Here is a 15,409-nt window from a genome sequence, read left to right as displayed (position 1 = left end):
ACGTATTAGGTAAATGCCCTTCCTCCCAACTTAAAGTGCTTTACAATCCGAAGACCTTCTTCACACACGCGGCATGGCTGGATCAGGCTTTCGCCCATTGTCCAATATTCCCCACTGCTGCCTCCCGTAGGAGTCTGGACCGTGTCTCAGTTCCAGTGTGACTGATCATCCTCTCAGACCAGTTACGGATCGTCGCCTTGGTGAGCCATTACCCCACCAACTAGCTAATCCGACCTAGGCTCATCTGATAGCGCAAGGCCCGAAGGTCCCCTGCTTTCTCCCGTAGGACGTATGCGGTATTAGCGTCCGTTTCCGAACGTTATCCCCCACTACCAGGCAGATTCCTAGGCATTACTCACCCGTCCGCCGCTCGCCACCAGGTACAAGTACCCGTGCTGCCGCTCGACTTGCATGTGTTAGGCCTGCCGCCAGCGTTCAATCTGAGCCATGATCAAACTCTTCAGTTCAAACATCTTTGGGTTTTTAAGAAACCCTAAACTTGGCTCAGCAATCGTTGGTTACATCTTTGATTTCTCGCGGAGTAACTTGTGATGCTGATAATCTTGTTGACTATCAGTCTGACTCCACAAGCACCCACACGAATTGCTTGATTCAGTTGTTAAAGAGCGGTTGGTTAAGATCTTTCGTCTCAACCGAGGCGCGCATTCTACGCTTTCCTCTGCTACTGTCAAGCGGTTATTTTCAGAAGTTTTCAAAGTTTCCTTTTTAACTTCAACCACTTGGCGCTTCCGATCACTCGTTAGCGGGAGGCGAATTCTACAGCGTTACTCGCTGCTGTCAACACCTGTTTTACACCGCTTTCGACCGAGTGGATCGAACCGTCAATAGGGCCAAACCCGCCGACCTTACCAACTCCTTCTGGGCTTCGATGAACTGAAGCAGCTCGCTGTCGAAAACCGCGTAACTCTTTGTTTACCAAGGAGTTTTCCGTTTCGACTGCGCCGGAAGTGGGGCGAATTATAGACTTCCAGGATCTGCCGTCAAGCCCTAATTGAGGCTTTCTATCGATAAGCCTGAAAAAGCCCGAAAAGCGCCGGGTTTTGCCCCCCCCTCTATATAGAAGCGCAGTCAGCGCCTCTATATAGAAGAGAACCAAAGCCAGCTTTTCAGAAGCACTGCCGACTCGGAAAAGCCTGACGGGCGTCACCTGACCCAGAGGAATGCAGGTTGCTACAGCCTCTCGTAGCTTTGCCTGCCTTATTAAGCGCGCGACGAGGCCCGCACCACACCAGGCAACGAGCGAGATGAGCTTTACTCCCAACTCCGCAACCAAAGCACTGAGGCTGCAGAAGGCGAATGTCATACGAGCAATCGCCACCCCTCTCACACTCGACCCATTCAATGATGAGTAACAGCTTTCAGGGAGAACTGGCTGAGTACAGACGCTCGAATCCGTCTAAGCCGACGCTGGACAGGCAGAGCGCCACAAACAAGACTCGGATCGTACGAAACGCTGAAGGCGGTGACAGAACAGAAAAGCCGGTCGCCTCCCCCCTACACTCAGCCAAGGCGCACACATTTAAGCGAGCGCAGGGCTCGCATGCACAGGCAAGACAGGCAGTCGGGAATAGCAGGAATCAAACGGAGGCGGGCTTTTCGAAGTAGCCACCAAAATAGCCACTTGGAACGACAACCAGCCAGACCGCTGGAAGCCTTGAATAATATGGTGTCCCAGGGCAGGTTCGAACTGCCAACCTTCCCCTTAGGAGGCATATGCTTTGGTGAGTCTGCTTGATTCTGCTCGCTTCCGAATCGCTCACAAGGTACCGCTTTTCAAGGGCCTATCTATTCTGCTTGTATCTTGAGATTTCTCCTTGTAGCGCTCTGCATCATGAGAAGTGGGGACCAAAGTGGGGACTAGAATTGGCCACGAATACTGCCGACAAGAGCGTGAACGATCAGAAGCTCAAGGGCATGCCGCCAGCTTCTAAGATAACGGAAAGTCTGCCTGGCCGGTCCCGGGGCAGCCTTTTGTTCAAACGTAGCCAGAACGGCACGATCAATGCCTACTTCCGCTACCGGCTCAACGCAAAGGACACGATGATTTCTCTCGGCCAATATCGATTGAGTGCCAGAGCCTCGGGACTGATACTGTCCGAGATACGCGACAAAGCGGCAGAGATGGCCTTGATTGCCTCAGAGCACGGAGACGTAAAGACCTACCTGGCTGCTCGAACCGCAGAAGAAAAAACAAAACGGCAGGCGGTAGCGCTCGCCGAAAAGGCTACAACGCAGCAAGGAAGCTTTGAAGAACTCCTGAATGCTTATACCGAAGATCTGACCGCCCGTAAGAAGGTGAAAGCGGAAGAAGTCGAGCGTCTTTTTCAGACGCATGTGATCAAGCATCACCCCGATCTGATGGTTCGGTCGGCAAAGTCCAACACCGGCGAAGACATTCATTTGGTGATGAGCGCCCTGCTCGCCCGCAAACCGAAAGGTCGTGGCATCGGAAAAGCGAAAGCGGCCAGCACTGATATGCGATCAACAGCTGCCAGTGTCCACCGCTATCTAAAAGCAGCGTTCAACTACGCGGGCAAGGCGCACCTCTCTCTGGATCGCGATGTCAGCAATTCGAAAATCTTTGATATTTGTGTAAATCCAGCCACAAGGGTTCCGACCTTAGCCAATACCTGCGGTGGCCAGACGGAATCCCTTACTCCAGAAGAGTTTGGTGAGCTTTTACGTCATTTGGATACCTTGCCTCTACGGGAAACGGCGATCTGCAAAGGCTTAATCTACTTGGGCGGCCAACGTATGGAGCAGATGCTCCGCGTAACATGGGAGGAAACACACAATGGGTTGTGGATTCAACCGGTCGATGCAACAGATTGGCTAAGATTTTCAGCGGGCGTTTCGTAGTTTAGTGTTTTCCGAGGGTGGCCAGCGTGAATTCATCGGTCGCGCCACTCAGACCACGTAGCCGCAAGCGATCCATTTTAAAGATACGTTTGAGGCGAGCGAACAGCATTTCGACCTTCTTACGTTCGTGGCGAGAGCACACGTACTCCGGCGTCGCTGATATGCGCCGAGCCACACCACGAGCGGCTTCATGGACGCTACGATACGGCTTGGCCCCCGACGTTCTCGCTGAAGTCGTCGTACTGCGCATCGACGTAAGCGAAGTTTCCTTCGGCCATCAGCTTGCGCGTGACTTGCAGATTGCCCGCCAGTTCGATGCCTTTTGAGGTCTGCTGGCCGGCCTGGATGGTGTTGTTGATGTTATTGGGGTCGGTGACCGAGAAATCCTTGCGCACGATCTGGTAAACGGCGAGCGTTGCCGAGCTACGACCGTCGAGGAAGTCGAACTTGCTGCCGACCTCCACCTGCTCGCCGGTGGTCAGGTCGGCGTTCTGCGCCTGGGAAAAGGTCGCCGAGGCTAGTGAGCCAGCCGGTGGATCGGCCGCAGTACCGTATTGCACGTAGACGTGGACGGCTGGAGTCAAAGCATAGACCAAACCGATGCGACCGGTGACGGGCTCCCAGGTACGCTCGAAGAAGGCCGGGCTGGTGGGTGTGACCGCGCCATAGCTGGTCACTTCCATATGCAGGTGGCCTCGACGACTTGGCGTTTGAAGTCCAACGGGAAGTTGGGGCGACGGCCGGTTCAGGATAGAAAATCGTCCAGCTTTCGGGATCAGATCAAAAATGGTGGACACTATCTTGGCTAGTTTTGGTAGCAGTCAGGAGAGGGCGCTGGGCGGACGGTTATGGAGTGACGCGGTTTGATTAGCCCACAGATCGCCGGCGCTCTGGCATTTCTGCAGGACAAGAAAAAGCCCCCGTTTCCGGGGGCTTTATTAACCCTTTCGGGTTAGCCGATGCTCACACCGTGGGATTCAGCTAGAGGCTTCAGGCCGCCGGCGAAACCTTGGCCGATCGCCTTGAACTTGAACTCTTCACCACTGCGATACAGCTCGCCGAAAATCATGGCGGTCTCGGTTGAGGAGTCTTCGCTCAGGTCATAGCGAGCCAGCTCTTTGCCGTCAGCTTTGTTTACAACGCGGATGTAGGCGTTGGAAACCTGACCGAAGCTCTGCTTACGCTCTACCGAGTCGTGGATGGTCACAGCAAAGACGAGCTTCTTCACTGCAGCAGCCAGGCCATTCAGCTTGACAGTGGCTTGTTCATCGTCGCCTTCGCCGTCGCCCGATTGGTTGTCGCCCATGTGCTCGACCGAACCGTCGGCAGACTTCTTGTTGTTGTAGAAGATGAAGCTATTGTCGTCGAGAACCTTACCGTTCTCGCCAACGATGAAGATCGAAGCGTCGAGGTCGAACTTGGAGCCATCAGTAACGCGTGGGTCCCAGCCAAGGCCAACGGTTACTTCGGTCAGGCCCGGGGCTTCTTTCGACAGCGAGACGTTACCGCCTTTAGACAGACTTACAGCCATTTTCAGATTCCTTGTTCCGTGGGTTCGATCAAGCTTTCATGCCGGTGATCTCGCCAGCGACTCTAGGCCGCTAGCGAAATCTTGTCCAACGGCACAGATTAAAAATTCATGCCAAACGAATTCGCAAGCGCCTTCAGGCCGCCAGCGAAGCCTTGGCCAACGGCGCGAAATTTCCACTCGCCGTTGTTGCGGTACAGTTCTGCGAAGATCATCGCAGTTTCGGTCGAGGCATCTTCGGCCAGGTCGTAGCGAACGACTTCAGCGCCGGTCACTTCGTTGGCGATGCGGATGAACGAGCCGCCCACTTGGCCGAAGTTCTGCTTGCGACCTTCTGCATCGTGGATGGTCACGATGAATGCGATCTTGTCTACGTCAGCCGGAACGCGGCTCAAGTCGACCTTCAACACTTCATCGTCGCCATCGCCAGCACCGGTACGGTTGTCGCCGGCATGCTCAACCGAGCCGTCGGTGCTCTTCAGCTGGTTGTAAAAGACGAAGTCAGCTTCACTGCGTACCTTGCCGTTTGCACCCAGGAGGAAGGCGCTGGCGTCCAGGTCAAACTCAACGCCATCAGTGGCGCGAGGATCCCAACCCAGACCGATCAGAAGCTTGTTCAAGCTCGCATCGGTTTTCGTCAGAGACAGGTTGCCGCCTTTTTGAAGTGTCAGTGCCATGGGTAGAGCTCCTTGTGGTGGATGCTATTGCTCAGTTGCTTTCAGGTTGAGCTTCTTCTTTTTTAGGGAAAATCCAGCTCGCGACGACGCCGATTACCAGGACAACCATAACGATCAACAAGCTGGTGTTCGCGTCAATGTTATAGCCATGGTGGAACATGTGGTCAGTCGCATTCAAGCCGAGCTTGACTGCGATGAAGAACAGCAGTGCGACGACCGCTTTCTCCAGGTGGATCAGATAGCGTTTCAGAGCTTCGAGGACGAAGTACATGGTCCGCAAGCCAAGAATGGCGAACAGCATGGCCGAATAGACAATCAGGGGCTCACGGCTCACCGCGATAACCGCCGGAACGGAGTCAAATGCGAACAGCACATCAGTAACTTCAGCAACCACCAGGCAAAGGAATAGCGGGGTAGCGAAGATTGTGCCCTTTGCCGCCAGAGTCATGCCTTGGTTTTCTGGCTTCTTGAGCTCTACCTGCAGGGCCTTGCGAGTCACGAAGAAGTTATGGCCGTACAGCTTTGGCCATACCGGGAACAGCTTCTGCGCGAAGCGATACGCCATGTGCTTGGAATAGTCTTCTTCCTCTTTGTCATCGCCGCCGGCGCGCAACATCATGACTGCAGTCCACGCAACGATCACCGCAAATACGATCTCGACCCAGGGTCCGAAGGCCAAGAGGCCGGTGCCGATGGCAACGAAAATACCGCGGAACACGATAGCGCCGATGATGCCCCAGTACAGAACCCGATGGCGCAGGCCATCCGGCACTTTGAACCAAGCGAAAATCGCCATGAATACGAACAGGTTGTCCACGCTCAGGACTTTCTCCAGGGCGTAGCCGGTTACGAAAAGACTGGCGACTTCCGGACCATGTTGGACGTACAGGAAGCCTGCAAACGCCAGCGAGATGGCGATCCAGAACACCGACCATACCGAAGCTTTAGCCAGCGAAATTGGCTTGTCGCCACGGTGAGTAACCATATCGAGTAGAAGCGCGCCAAGCGCGATCCCGACGAATACCGCCATGGTAAGCGGAGGGAATCCGATTTGAGTAGCTTCCACGGTACCGCTCCTTAGAGTTCGAAATCAGCTGGGTTGAGACCCAGCTCAAGGCAGATCAAACGGCAGGCCGCTTTTTCCTTGTCGTCGAAGTTGCCATCCGACGCGCCGACAGAACATACGACACGTACCAACAGGCGAGCAGCGCCATCGTTGCCTTTGAGCTTGCCGACAACCTTCAGAGCCTCAGCCCGACCAATCTGTAGGTCGAATTCGAACTTCGTGCAGTGGTCGTTGAAGGAATTGATCACGTCTTTGAGGTCGAAGACTTTCAGTTCAGGCGAGTTGGTGATAAATCCAACCATCTTCGACTTCTCAACCGCCGAGATGTCGTCATCAGCCGCAGCGACAATTGCGCAACCAGCGGTGGTGGCATCCATGAACTTTTGATTCTTGAATTTCGCGACCTCAGTGGTCAGCGTGTCACGAGCCTTCGCCGCGTTCGTTTTAAGCCATGCAAGCATTTGAGTTCCCCTTAAAAGGCGGGGCCAGAGGACCCCGCCGAGATGTCTATTTCGAGCCGGATTTCCAGCTCATGCCCCAGCTGTAGGCTTTGTCCACCGCGGAATGCCCTCGGTGGAAGTCCACCCGCCGAGAGACCTTGACGGCGCCGTTGACATTTTCAAGCATGGCGATAGCACACATACCGTCGCGCCCACCCTCCTCGTTAAGGCGTACCTCAATGTCTGGTTGGCCAGGGATGTAAATAGTCACAACCCCATCGGTCTCCTTCCAGTTAGGTGCCCCTTCGTAGATGAAGGCGTAGATCAAGATGCGGCGGACTTCACTCCACTTCGTCCCGTTAATGTGCAGCCACTCCCCTCCCGCAACAGAGCCGGTCCGGTCGTCACCCATCAGTTGGATGTAGGGCTCGTGCGTCAGGCTACCGAATGCTTCGCCCAAGGCTTGAACCACGCCCTTGTGACCGTCCTGAAGTTCGAAGAGACAGCCAACGTCGAGATCGATGGATTTGCTACGGCTGAAGAAACCGCCACCGTTGCCCTTGTTCCAGTTCAAGTTCACCTTGATCTCGCCGAAACCAGCCGCAGTTTTCTCGAGACTGATCGAGGAGCGGGTCTTGTCGAGGGTGACCTTGCTCAGGCTGATCGAAGACTTCGGTGCAGCCGGCGGGGCCGGTGCAGGCTGAGGAGCGGCTTGAGCAGGCGCAGGTGCCGGGGCAGCGACTTCAACACCAAAATGCTTGGCCAAGGGTTCCAGTCCGCCAGCGAAGCCTTGGGCCACGCAACGGAACTTCCACTCGCCCTGGCGGCGGTAGAACTCGCCGAGGATGAGTGCAGTTTCCTTCATGCCGCCTGTGGGAAGCTGAGCTTCAATCCCGCCTGTCACCGCTACCGAGAGCTGCGAGACACGGTCGAAACTGGCCTTGTTCTCGTAGATCGTGGCAGTCAAAGCCACTTTCTCGACAGCAGGCTCCAGACGGCTCAGGTCAAGGGTGAACACTGCGCGACCGGCAGACGACTCAGTCATCTGCACCGCACTACCCAGAACACTGGTTTGGCCGTAGAAACACATATCGCCGTCGCCGCGGACTTTGCCTGCAGCACCCAGCATGAAGGCCGAGACATCAATTTCGGCCCCGGGAATCGGAGAGTAGTTGATATCGACGCGAAGCTGGCCGGTGGCAACCGGCGCATTACCGCCAGGTACGAGAGTCGCCATCAGCGCACCGCCTGAACAGCCAGACTCACCAGATCGTCAGCAGTGCGGCCATTGGTAACCTTGCCGATGGCCTTGAACTCCCAACCGCCACTTTCGCGTACCAGGCTCGCCATGACGATGCCGGTGTGACCGCCACGCTCCGACAGGTTGAAGCGCGCCAACTCGGACTTGTTGCCGGCGTTCACGATACGGCAGTAAGCGTTTTCAACTTTCTCGAAAGTCTGCCCGGTGAAGCTGTTTACGGTGAACACCAGATACTTGACGGCCGCAGGCAGGCGCTGCAGGTCAACGTGAATGGTTTCGTCGTCACCACCACCGTCACCGGTACGGTTGTCGCCGGAGTGCTTGATCGAACCGTCCTGGGACTTGAGTTGACGGAACCAGACCAAATCAATTGATTTCAGGTCGCTGTCGAGGAGGATGCAAGAAGCGTCAAGATCGATCTCGCCGCCGTTCCCCATCAACTTGCCGAGAAAGCCAGCTTTCACAGGATCCCAACCGAGGCCGAGGCTGATACTGGTCAGTCCACCGCCAGCAGTTTTCTCCAGGGAGATGGATTGGTTTTTGCTCAGGGTAAGTGCCATCGTTACGCTCCTTGTTGATCTTCAGTGTTCGCGTGGTGATCAGGATTGACCGGTACTTGTTTTATTGAGCGCAACATCGCTCACACCTTGATTCCCGACTTTGGCTCCCCGCAGACGTCCACGACGCCACGCAGGATGAAAATGTCGCCAGTGTGCCTCTTGTGCCGCGTCCAGCAGTTCGTGATCGCCGCGGGTGTCACCCCATGCTTTAAGCTGGTATTGACTCAGCGGTCCATAGACAGCCTCAAGCCTGAGTACCTTGTTCTCGCACCTGCAGTTATTGCCCGTGATGCGCCCGGTCAGCAAACCATCGACAACCTCAAGCTCCGTGCCGATCAGCTTGACGCCAAGGCGATCAGCGAAAGGTTGAAGCACCAAGGCGGGAGAAGCGGAGCACAGAGTTACCACTGCACCGGCCTCAATCTCGGCGGCGAGCGATAATAACCCCGAAGGGCGCATCAGCCGGGTCCAAAACACCATGCAAAATGTTTCGGCTTGCCGCTGTACCCATTCCGCCGACACGCCGGTCAGAAACGAACTGACCAAGTGTGCTTTCAGCTCATCGCGGGTCATTCGCCGCGCGAGAAAACGAATGCCAGGCAGCGCGAGCATCAGCATGTGTCGGCTGAACTCCCGCTTTCCGAAAGCAAACTTAAGGAATGGAACGAAGCTGTCATGCCGGGTAAGGGTGCCGTCGAAGTCAAAGACCGACAGCACCTTCTTCCCTTGCACATCGGCCTCGAGCAATTGCTGTGTCATCGAGCTGCCTCGGCCAGGCGAATCGGCGGCTCACCGCTGCCAACTTCTGCTTGCTTCACGCCGTGCCACTGCGCACGCTCGAGGATCTTGACTGCCCACCTGTAATGGGTCGCAGGCTCGCACATCACATCGTTGTGTTTGAACACGGCCGGGGCAATGTCACTCACGATCAACTTCGCGCTGTTCAGGTCTTCGAGGCTAACGCGCAGCGTGTCCTGGATGATGCTTATCTGGCTTGGATGAATCGCTGTCTTGCCTACAAGGCCATGGGCGATATCCAGCTCCAGCTCCTCTTTCAGCAAGTCCGGTGTAGCGAGCTGCTCAAATACAGGGGCGGTCAGGGCGAAGCCCTGCGAGCCCATAATCCCGGCCAACATCGGTATGACGAAGCTCATCGGGGTCTGGTACAGCGTCGTGGTCGGGTTGCGCCGAAGGCCCAAGCACCCCATCAAATCGTTCCCGCCAATGCGCAGGGCAATGATTCGCTGGTCCAGGTTTGCCTTGAGCGCCTGGCCCAATTCGACCATCGCACCCGGATTGAATACGTCGTGAGTTTCCAGGGTCGGCATGAGGAACAAGTCAGGGTTGGTTACCGCCTGCTCCCATGCGACCAAGTTACGAAGCGTCAGTTTTGGGACGACGAACCCGTCAACATGCCGCATCAGCGGCCATTCATTCAATACGGCCGCCATTTCCGAATCTCGGGGACGGACGAACAACAGTGGACCATCCGCCGGGCGGCCACCACGTTGGTTAATCGCCGTCAGCAGGTTATGCAGATTGCGCAGCGCAGTGTCGACATCAATGTCCGCCACTGCGTCTTCCAGGCAAACCACCAACGAACGAAGCTCTGGCAGCTTCATGCGAAAAACGACGTCAAGCAGATCCACTCGCGTAGCCGGCATATAGAGCGTGGCCCCAAGGGCGTATGGAGAACGTCTCTTCATCAGCTCAAGCTCCGAATGATAGTCACCGCTCTGTAAGGCCCCAGATCGGAACCGACCTCCTCCACGGTAACGCCCGCCCCCTCAGTGAGGTGCAGCAGCAGCTGAACGTCACTGTCGCTGCGGTCCCGGACCAGGACCTGGTCAGGTACGCGGCGCAGTACGGCACGGGTTGCCTCGGCAATCCCCGGTTTCACCCGGTTCAAATTCGTGATGTCAAAGCGTATGGCCAACGACTCGACCACATCTGAGGCGGCTGCCTGGAGTTCCAGTCTTTGACTGACTGTCCACGGCGCCGCGTGGGCTACTTGTCCCAAGGCTTGGCGCTTCGCCTCAATCTGCTCGATGAAATCACGGGTCACATCGTGTTCATGCAGGTGGTCGTAGACCACGCAACCATGCAGTCCGCCATCGGCAGGCCAGATAGAGCGCGATACGAGGCCGGAAACAGTGGCACCCAAAATGCCGGATGGAATTACCCAGTCCTCTGCCGAAGCCGACAGCCAAGCTCGGCCGCAAGGGTCGGCCAGCACCACTAACCGTGGCTCTGTCGGGAAGCGCGAGTCGCCGTTTAGGCTTCGCTTGATCTCACCAGAGATCGCACCTTTACCCGTCCAGCCGTCGACAAACACGATGTTCTCGGCACCATGTGCCTGGATGATCGCTTCCAGCGCAACGGTGTCGATCCCGCGGTCCCGGACGATGCTGATTCCATAGTGGTAGGCGTTTCGGCCCATTTCGATGAGCGAGCGGCGCAGCAGTACACCAAGCGGGAGACCTGCACGGACGAAGGACACCAGCACGATGGAGCCGCCGGCGCAGGCTTCATTTAACGCCAGAGCCAGGGACTGAACGTCCGTGGCCATACGCGCGCCATTCTGCGCAAGTGCCTGCTCGTATAGCGCCTTGTGAACGGCAGTCGGAGCGCTCTCCAGACTGATCATCTCGGAGTAGTGCTTCTGCTTCGTTTGAATCAGACGCTCTTTCTCTTCGACATCCGTTACTTCCATCTGCACTGGCTGGAGCAGGAAGTGAACGTCTTCAGGTACATAGCTACCGCTTCCCACGGTTTTGAGGTCGCAAATAAAATTAGCCATTGATCACGCCCACCACTAGTTTGGCCAGTTGGCTACGCGCCGGGGTGGCCCACATGTGACACTCATCCATGAAGCCCAGGTCGGTAATGCTGTCGCCAAAGCCCATCACCGGACGTTCGCCATTGACTTCCCGATCACGGCGCAGCCATTCCTGAACAGCCACGCGCTTCGACAAACCAGCCGGCAGGAATGCCAGATTGTTGCTGTTGCCGTGGATGTGCATACCATCCAACAGGCCCCGGGCTTGGACTTCAGCCAGAACCTTATTCAGTACATCGTCATTGGATTCGTTGTGTTTGGTCACTACGTAGTTGCGCAAACCTTCCTCTTCGACAACCCACCCGCGTAGCGATATGCCAAGCTCCTTGCCGATTGCGAGCGTTGCTTCGCTCAGGGCCGGTAGGCGATTCTGGAAGCCGTCGAGGATCACGCGCATATGCTCTTGCCAGTCCTGATCGAGCGTTCCATCAGGGCCAAGAATCACTCCGCCGTGGGAGCATATGGCCCCAAGACTAAAGGGCAGTTTCACCCGACTGTAGGCTTCGACGCTGCGAGCGGTGACCGGCACTACATCGGCGGTCGCCAGCAACCATTCGGCAAAAGACTTCTGAACGGTGCTCATGTAGCCATTCGGTTGTCCATGCACGTCGATAGTCGCTGGGTGGCGTGGCGCACCTTCCGGCATCTTGCGAGCGGTTTGAAACAGCGTGTCATCAAGATCGATCAACACCAGGGGGCGATTACTGCTCATCGACAATTACCTCCGCGTTCAGGGCAGCAACCAGTTCCGCAGAGACGGCTTGCGCTGGGGTTTCGGAGCAGATCAGCACGCGGTCAAACTGACCGGGGCGAACGTTGTAGAGGAAATTGGGGATGCCGAGACCATAGTTGTCCGAAAACGACAATGCGTGCTCGATGGCATGACCAAGCGCGATGGGTGAGCGACTGGTCGAGCTGAAATGCACGTCAGCGCCAGCACGTTCCAGACGCTCCGCGAGGAGGAATGGTCGCCATACGAACTCACTGGTGCCCACCACGAGGATTCGTTCACCGGGCTTGACCTGCAGGTCCGGTGCCAAGGTGTCTTCCACATTGCGGACGCCCAGACGGCCCCAATCGTTGCGTGGCGACAGCCGCCACTCACCAGCGGCGATAGTGCCTACGGACGGCATTTGCGGTAAGGGGGCGTCGGCGTCTTCGATGAAGCGGTACGAGCCCTGCAACAGGGAAACCTGATGTGCAGATGCGCCAATGGTGTTGCGGACTGCGCCGCCGGACCAATCCGTCAGAACGCAAGTTACGACACGCTCGACCTTGGTCAGCCCAGCCTCGACCAGAGCGCGGTGTAGATTGATGAAAGTCTTACCGGTGGATGCTTCGTCGTCGACCAGCACCAGCGAACGGGCATTCAACATCATTTCCCGAACATCTGGATCTACGGGCAGGTGGATCAGGTGCGCGCTGGCGTGACTGTGCTCTTCTTCGAAGCGAGCGAACAGTTCGGTACCCGTCGGGTGGCGCGTGCTGACCATATAGACCGTATCAGGGCGGGTGACGCTGAAGGCGCGATGAACACCGGCACCGAGGCCAACTGCAGTCTCGGCCATGCCAATCACGAGGACAGGGCCTGGCAAGTCAGCAGGAATTTCCGCGGCCAGACTTTCGAAGCTTGCGTCCATCATGGACGGTCGTACAGGGATGTGACGCCCCAACACTTTGGACACGAACAGAAATGCACGCTTCGGGTTACGGCGCTCGGCAAATCCGAACAGTGAGTCGGGAGCGATGACAGAATCATCTACTTTGACCTCGAGTCGCCCGCGCATCAGTTGCGCGCTAAGCGTTTGTGTAGCTGCGTTACGTTCCATGAACAACATTCCTAGATTGGCGGGAGGTCGATAACCTGACGCCTCTTCCGTGGGTTCAAGTCAAAGTGGGGTTACGGATTTCTGGCCTCAATACGCCACAGAGAAGGCTGGGCTTCACGAGCCAGCTCAGCAGTGGTGAAGGTCCGGCCGATAGGCGTTTTGATTGCCTCTACGCGGCAGGCATCAAGGAAGGACAGTACAAGCGCACCCTTAACCGCGAAATTCATGTTCTGAGTGTCTGGGCAAGTTGAAGTCACCACACCGACCACGGCACCCGAGGAATCAAAAAGCGGGCTACCGCTCGACCCAGGTTGAATGGGGGCAGTAAATTGCAGCAGGCTTGAATCGTTGTGCAGGCCAAATAAAGCAGACACACCGCCCTGGGTGACGTGGACGCCACCGCCAGCGAGGCCGGCGAGCGGGAAGCCCAACGCAATAACAGGTTCGCCAAGGTCACAGCCGAACCCTTCTCTAAATGCCACCGCCCGAAGTGCCGGAGATCCCTCCACCCTGAGCAGCGCAATGTCATTGCGCAGATCGACAACGACAGGCTCGGCACGATACCGGCCCTCAAAAGAGGAGATGTGAATCTCCTGCATGCCTTCGATCACATGAGCGCAGGTTAGGATGTGATTCTGGGAAACGGCGAAGCCGGTACCAGTAGCACCGCTACCAGACCGACCAGATTCAGAGAAATTGGGGTGACCTTTGGGATGCGCATCATCAATGCTCAGCCCGATCCGCCGGCCAAGCGCAGCCAGACCAAAAGCGGAGCCCTCAGCTAGAGCGCGGAACTTCCATTGCTGATTGCGGCTGTAGTACTCGCCGATGATGATCGCAGACTCGCCGTTGTCGCGAAGGTCAAGGCTGTATTCGATTTGGCCATCCACCTGCAAACGCAGAGTTCGTAGTTCACTGACCGGACCGGCTGCGGAGAAGGTGTAGACGACCAAAAGCACCCGATCACTACCATCCGGGAGTTCTGACAGGTTCAGGGTGCAGCCGATTTTTTCCTGAGTACCACTCCACTCCATCCACTCGCGTGAAGTTTGGAACAGAGCCGGATCGCCTTTCGGGCGGCGTTTCTCATCTACCGGCAATATGGCAACCGCCGCGTACTCCCCGAAAGCCGAGAAGTTGCCGCATTCCAGAGTCCATTCACTCCGTGTTCCCGATATTGCGGTGTTTGCGCCAGCCGCTAGCACCATCATTCCCTGATCTCTCCTTGACTGCTCACCACTACAGACGCAGCAGCGCTACACAGTAGAAAATCCATGATATCGATTTAATATCAAGAGGATATTGGAATTGCAACGGTTATGGCCTTCACGCGGACATCCGGCCGCCAGACGGTAGCTGGCGCCTTCAACCCTAGGCGGCGAGCGGCAAAGATACCTGGCAGGTTTGTTCCTGTAGCCCGGGTGTAACCGATCCCGCCCGAGTAGCGCGGATTGATTTCTAGAAGGTGAGGCTTGCCGTTAGCATCATCGCGCGTCTGAACGTTGACGATACCGTCACAGTTGAAGTGCTGGGCGGCCTTGAGCGCCAGCTCCACCGCTGTGCCGTCACGCTCAAATGTCTGATGTAGGCCTTCTTTGCGCCGACCGACGAAGGCCACCGGACGACCAGCCTCACAAACCATGTCAACCGAACATTCGCTACCGGCCATGTATGGCATCACTAGCATCGATGGTCGGGTGGCGCCCGCGCAGTAAGCCTGCAGGTAGGTCTCGAAGTTCACTTCACGCGCATCTGGGTTGGCAAAGCAACGGAAAGGATCTGCGCCTTCGTTGAACCGCCAGAATCCCTGGCCATAGATTCCAACTGCAGGCTTGATGCAAACCTCTCCCAGCGCCGAAAGGGTTTCATAGGCCTTTGCCAGTTCTTTCGCGCTAGTCACTGTGATTGCAGGTATACAGTCCAAGCCTGCTCGCTCTGCCTCAGCTGTAAACAGACTCTTGTCGTCGACCATGTTGAAGGTTTCAATCGATAGTCCACCGGTAACAAGGACCAGGCCTGCTGTTTCGAACCGCGGCCGAGCAAGTTCAAAGACACTGCCCTCGCGCCCGGCCAGTACTACCTTGATGTTGTTCGCCTGAGCGGTTTGAATCACCCACTCGATGCGTTCCTGGTTGTCCTTCGGCTCCATGAGGCCGACGTCGGCAAGTCCCGTGATTTCAGGGCGATCTTGACGGTGGGATGCGAAAATCTTCACACCTGCTGGCAACGCCTCGCGTGCGCCAATGATGATGTCGCGTTGACTGGATTGCCCTTCGAGTAACCAGATCATGTGGAGCTCCTATAAAATTTGCACATCCGCTGCAGCTGG

General features: G+C 56.5%; 14 protein-coding genes, 1 rRNA gene and 2 pseudogenes. 1 reads left to right on the top strand and 16 read right to left on the bottom strand.

What is annotated here, in order from left to right; all coding sequences use genetic code 11:
* Positions 1–467: ribosomal RNA gene (locus F8N85_RS19855) — 16S ribosomal RNA — on the bottom strand; the annotation flags it as partial.
* A 1,417-nt stretch (positions 468–1,884) separates the two neighbouring features.
* On the opposite strand from F8N85_RS19855, the gene F8N85_RS19845 reads away from it, so the two are divergent.
* Complete coding sequence (locus tag F8N85_RS19845) at positions 1,885–2,880, top strand: hypothetical protein (protein WP_191636215.1); 996 nt, start codon at positions 1,885–1,887, stop codon at positions 2,878–2,880.
* A gap of 1 nt (position 2,881) precedes the next feature.
* Here the strand turns inward: F8N85_RS19845 and F8N85_RS19840 are convergent.
* The 15 genes and pseudogenes from F8N85_RS19840 to F8N85_RS19770 form a co-directional block, all read right to left on the bottom strand.
* Positions 2,882–3,091: pseudogene (locus tag F8N85_RS19840) on the bottom strand (IS5/IS1182 family transposase); the annotation flags it as partial.
* Positions 3,081–3,569: pseudogene (locus tag F8N85_RS19835) on the bottom strand (TonB-dependent receptor domain-containing protein); the annotation flags it as partial. The pseudogenes F8N85_RS19840 and F8N85_RS19835, both read right to left, overlap by 11 nt.
* A gap of 263 nt (positions 3,570–3,832) precedes the next feature.
* Positions 3,833–4,411 carry a TerD family protein gene (locus F8N85_RS19830; RefSeq protein ID WP_150640893.1) on the bottom strand — a complete coding sequence of 193 codons (579 nt, stop codon included), beginning with the start codon at positions 4,409–4,411 and terminating at the stop codon, positions 3,833–3,835.
* A gap of 98 nt (positions 4,412–4,509) precedes the next feature.
* Positions 4,510–5,085: a TerD family protein gene (locus tag F8N85_RS19825; protein WP_150805224.1), complete on the bottom strand. Its 576-nt coding sequence runs from the start codon at positions 5,083–5,085 to the stop codon at positions 4,510–4,512.
* 31 nt (positions 5,086–5,116) lie between these two features.
* Complete coding sequence (locus F8N85_RS19820; RefSeq protein WP_150805223.1) at positions 5,117–6,151, bottom strand: TerC/Alx family metal homeostasis membrane protein; 1,035 nt, start codon at positions 6,149–6,151, stop codon at positions 5,117–5,119.
* 11 nt (positions 6,152–6,162) lie between these two features.
* On the bottom strand, positions 6,163–6,612 hold the full coding sequence (locus tag F8N85_RS19815) for a tellurite resistance TerB family protein (RefSeq protein ID WP_150805222.1): 450 nt from the start codon (positions 6,610–6,612) through the stop codon (positions 6,163–6,165).
* Between the two features lie 46 nt (positions 6,613–6,658).
* Positions 6,659–7,828: a TerD family protein gene (locus F8N85_RS19810; protein WP_150805221.1), complete on the bottom strand. Its 1,170-nt coding sequence runs from the start codon at positions 7,826–7,828 to the stop codon at positions 6,659–6,661.
* Positions 7,828–8,412 carry a TerD family protein gene (locus F8N85_RS19805; RefSeq protein ID WP_150805220.1) on the bottom strand — a complete coding sequence of 195 codons (585 nt, stop codon included), beginning with the start codon at positions 8,410–8,412 and terminating at the stop codon, positions 7,828–7,830. Before F8N85_RS19805 ends, F8N85_RS19810 begins: the two co-directional genes overlap by 1 nt.
* A gap of 39 nt (positions 8,413–8,451) precedes the next feature.
* Complete coding sequence (locus F8N85_RS19800; protein WP_150805219.1) at positions 8,452–9,171, bottom strand: HAD family hydrolase; 720 nt, start codon at positions 9,169–9,171, stop codon at positions 8,452–8,454.
* A complete protein-coding gene (locus F8N85_RS19795) occupies positions 9,168–10,118 on the bottom strand; it encodes an HpcH/HpaI aldolase/citrate lyase family protein (RefSeq protein ID WP_150805218.1) in 951 nt (316 codons plus the stop codon). The genes F8N85_RS19800 and F8N85_RS19795 overlap by 4 nt, the downstream gene beginning before the upstream one ends.
* The gene (locus F8N85_RS19790) at positions 10,118–11,212 is read right to left on the bottom strand and encodes a cysteine protease StiP family protein (RefSeq protein ID WP_150805217.1); all 1,095 of its coding nucleotides are present in this window, start codon (positions 11,210–11,212) and stop codon (positions 10,118–10,120) included. Before F8N85_RS19790 ends, F8N85_RS19795 begins: the two co-directional genes overlap by 1 nt.
* Positions 11,205–11,963, bottom strand: coding sequence for a trehalose phosphatase (locus tag F8N85_RS19785; protein WP_150805216.1), 759 nt, complete (start codon positions 11,961–11,963; stop codon positions 11,205–11,207). Before F8N85_RS19785 ends, F8N85_RS19790 begins: the two co-directional genes overlap by 8 nt.
* Positions 11,953–13,080 (bottom strand): phosphoribosyltransferase domain-containing protein, encoded by a 1,128-nt coding sequence (locus F8N85_RS19780; RefSeq protein ID WP_191636214.1) that lies wholly within the window; start codon positions 13,078–13,080, stop codon positions 11,953–11,955. The genes F8N85_RS19785 and F8N85_RS19780 overlap by 11 nt, the downstream gene beginning before the upstream one ends.
* A 71-nt stretch (positions 13,081–13,151) precedes the next feature.
* Positions 13,152–14,291, bottom strand: coding sequence for a trypsin-like peptidase domain-containing protein (locus F8N85_RS19775; RefSeq protein ID WP_150805214.1), 1,140 nt, complete (start codon positions 14,289–14,291; stop codon positions 13,152–13,154).
* Between the two features lie 80 nt (positions 14,292–14,371).
* Positions 14,372–15,370 (bottom strand): ATP-grasp domain-containing protein, encoded by a 999-nt coding sequence (locus F8N85_RS19770; RefSeq protein ID WP_150805213.1) that lies wholly within the window; start codon positions 15,368–15,370, stop codon positions 14,372–14,374.
* Positions 15,371–15,409 lie beyond the last annotated feature (39 nt).

The sequence above is a fragment of the Pseudomonas fluorescens genome (assembly GCF_902497875.1).
In the GTDB taxonomy this organism is placed as follows: domain Bacteria; phylum Pseudomonadota; class Gammaproteobacteria; order Pseudomonadales; family Pseudomonadaceae; genus Aquipseudomonas; species Aquipseudomonas fluorescens_BR.
Note: the sequence above shows the minus strand (reverse complement) of the source record. Positions and strands in the feature narration are given on the sequence as shown.

Bases quoted from the DNA above. Each gene is read 5' to 3' on its own strand.
- F8N85_RS19825 (WP_150805224.1), bottom strand. From the start codon at position 5,085: ATGGCACTGACACTTCAAAAAGGCGGCAACCTGTCTCTGACGAAAACC.
- F8N85_RS19775 (WP_150805214.1), bottom strand. From the start codon at position 14,291: ATGATGGTGCTAGCGGCTGGCGCAAACACCGCAATATCGGGAACACGG.
- F8N85_RS19810 (WP_150805221.1), bottom strand. From the start codon at position 7,828: ATGGCGACTCTCGTACCTGGCGGTAATGCGCCGGTTGCCACCGGCCAG.
- F8N85_RS19785 (WP_150805216.1), bottom strand. From the start codon at position 11,963: ATGAGCAGTAATCGCCCCCTGGTGTTGATCGATCTTGATGACACGCTG.
- F8N85_RS19805 (WP_150805220.1), bottom strand. From the start codon at position 8,412: ATGGCACTTACCCTGAGCAAAAACCAATCCATCTCCCTGGAGAAAACT.
- F8N85_RS19790 (WP_150805217.1), bottom strand. From the start codon at position 11,212: ATGGCTAATTTTATTTGCGACCTCAAAACCGTGGGAAGCGGTAGCTAT.
- F8N85_RS19815 (WP_150805222.1), bottom strand. From the start codon at position 6,612: ATGCTTGCATGGCTTAAAACGAACGCGGCGAAGGCTCGTGACACGCTG.
- F8N85_RS19800 (WP_150805219.1), bottom strand. From the start codon at position 9,171: ATGACACAGCAATTGCTCGAGGCCGATGTGCAAGGGAAGAAGGTGCTG.
- F8N85_RS19780 (WP_191636214.1), bottom strand. From the start codon at position 13,080: ATGGAACGTAACGCAGCTACACAAACGCTTAGCGCGCAACTGATGCGC.
- F8N85_RS19770 (WP_150805213.1), bottom strand. From the start codon at position 15,370: ATGATCTGGTTACTCGAAGGGCAATCCAGTCAACGCGACATCATCATT.
- F8N85_RS19795 (WP_150805218.1), bottom strand. From the start codon at position 10,118: ATGAAGAGACGTTCTCCATACGCCCTTGGGGCCACGCTCTATATGCCG.
- F8N85_RS19830 (WP_150640893.1), bottom strand. From the start codon at position 4,411: ATGGCTGTAAGTCTGTCTAAAGGCGGTAACGTCTCGCTGTCGAAAGAA.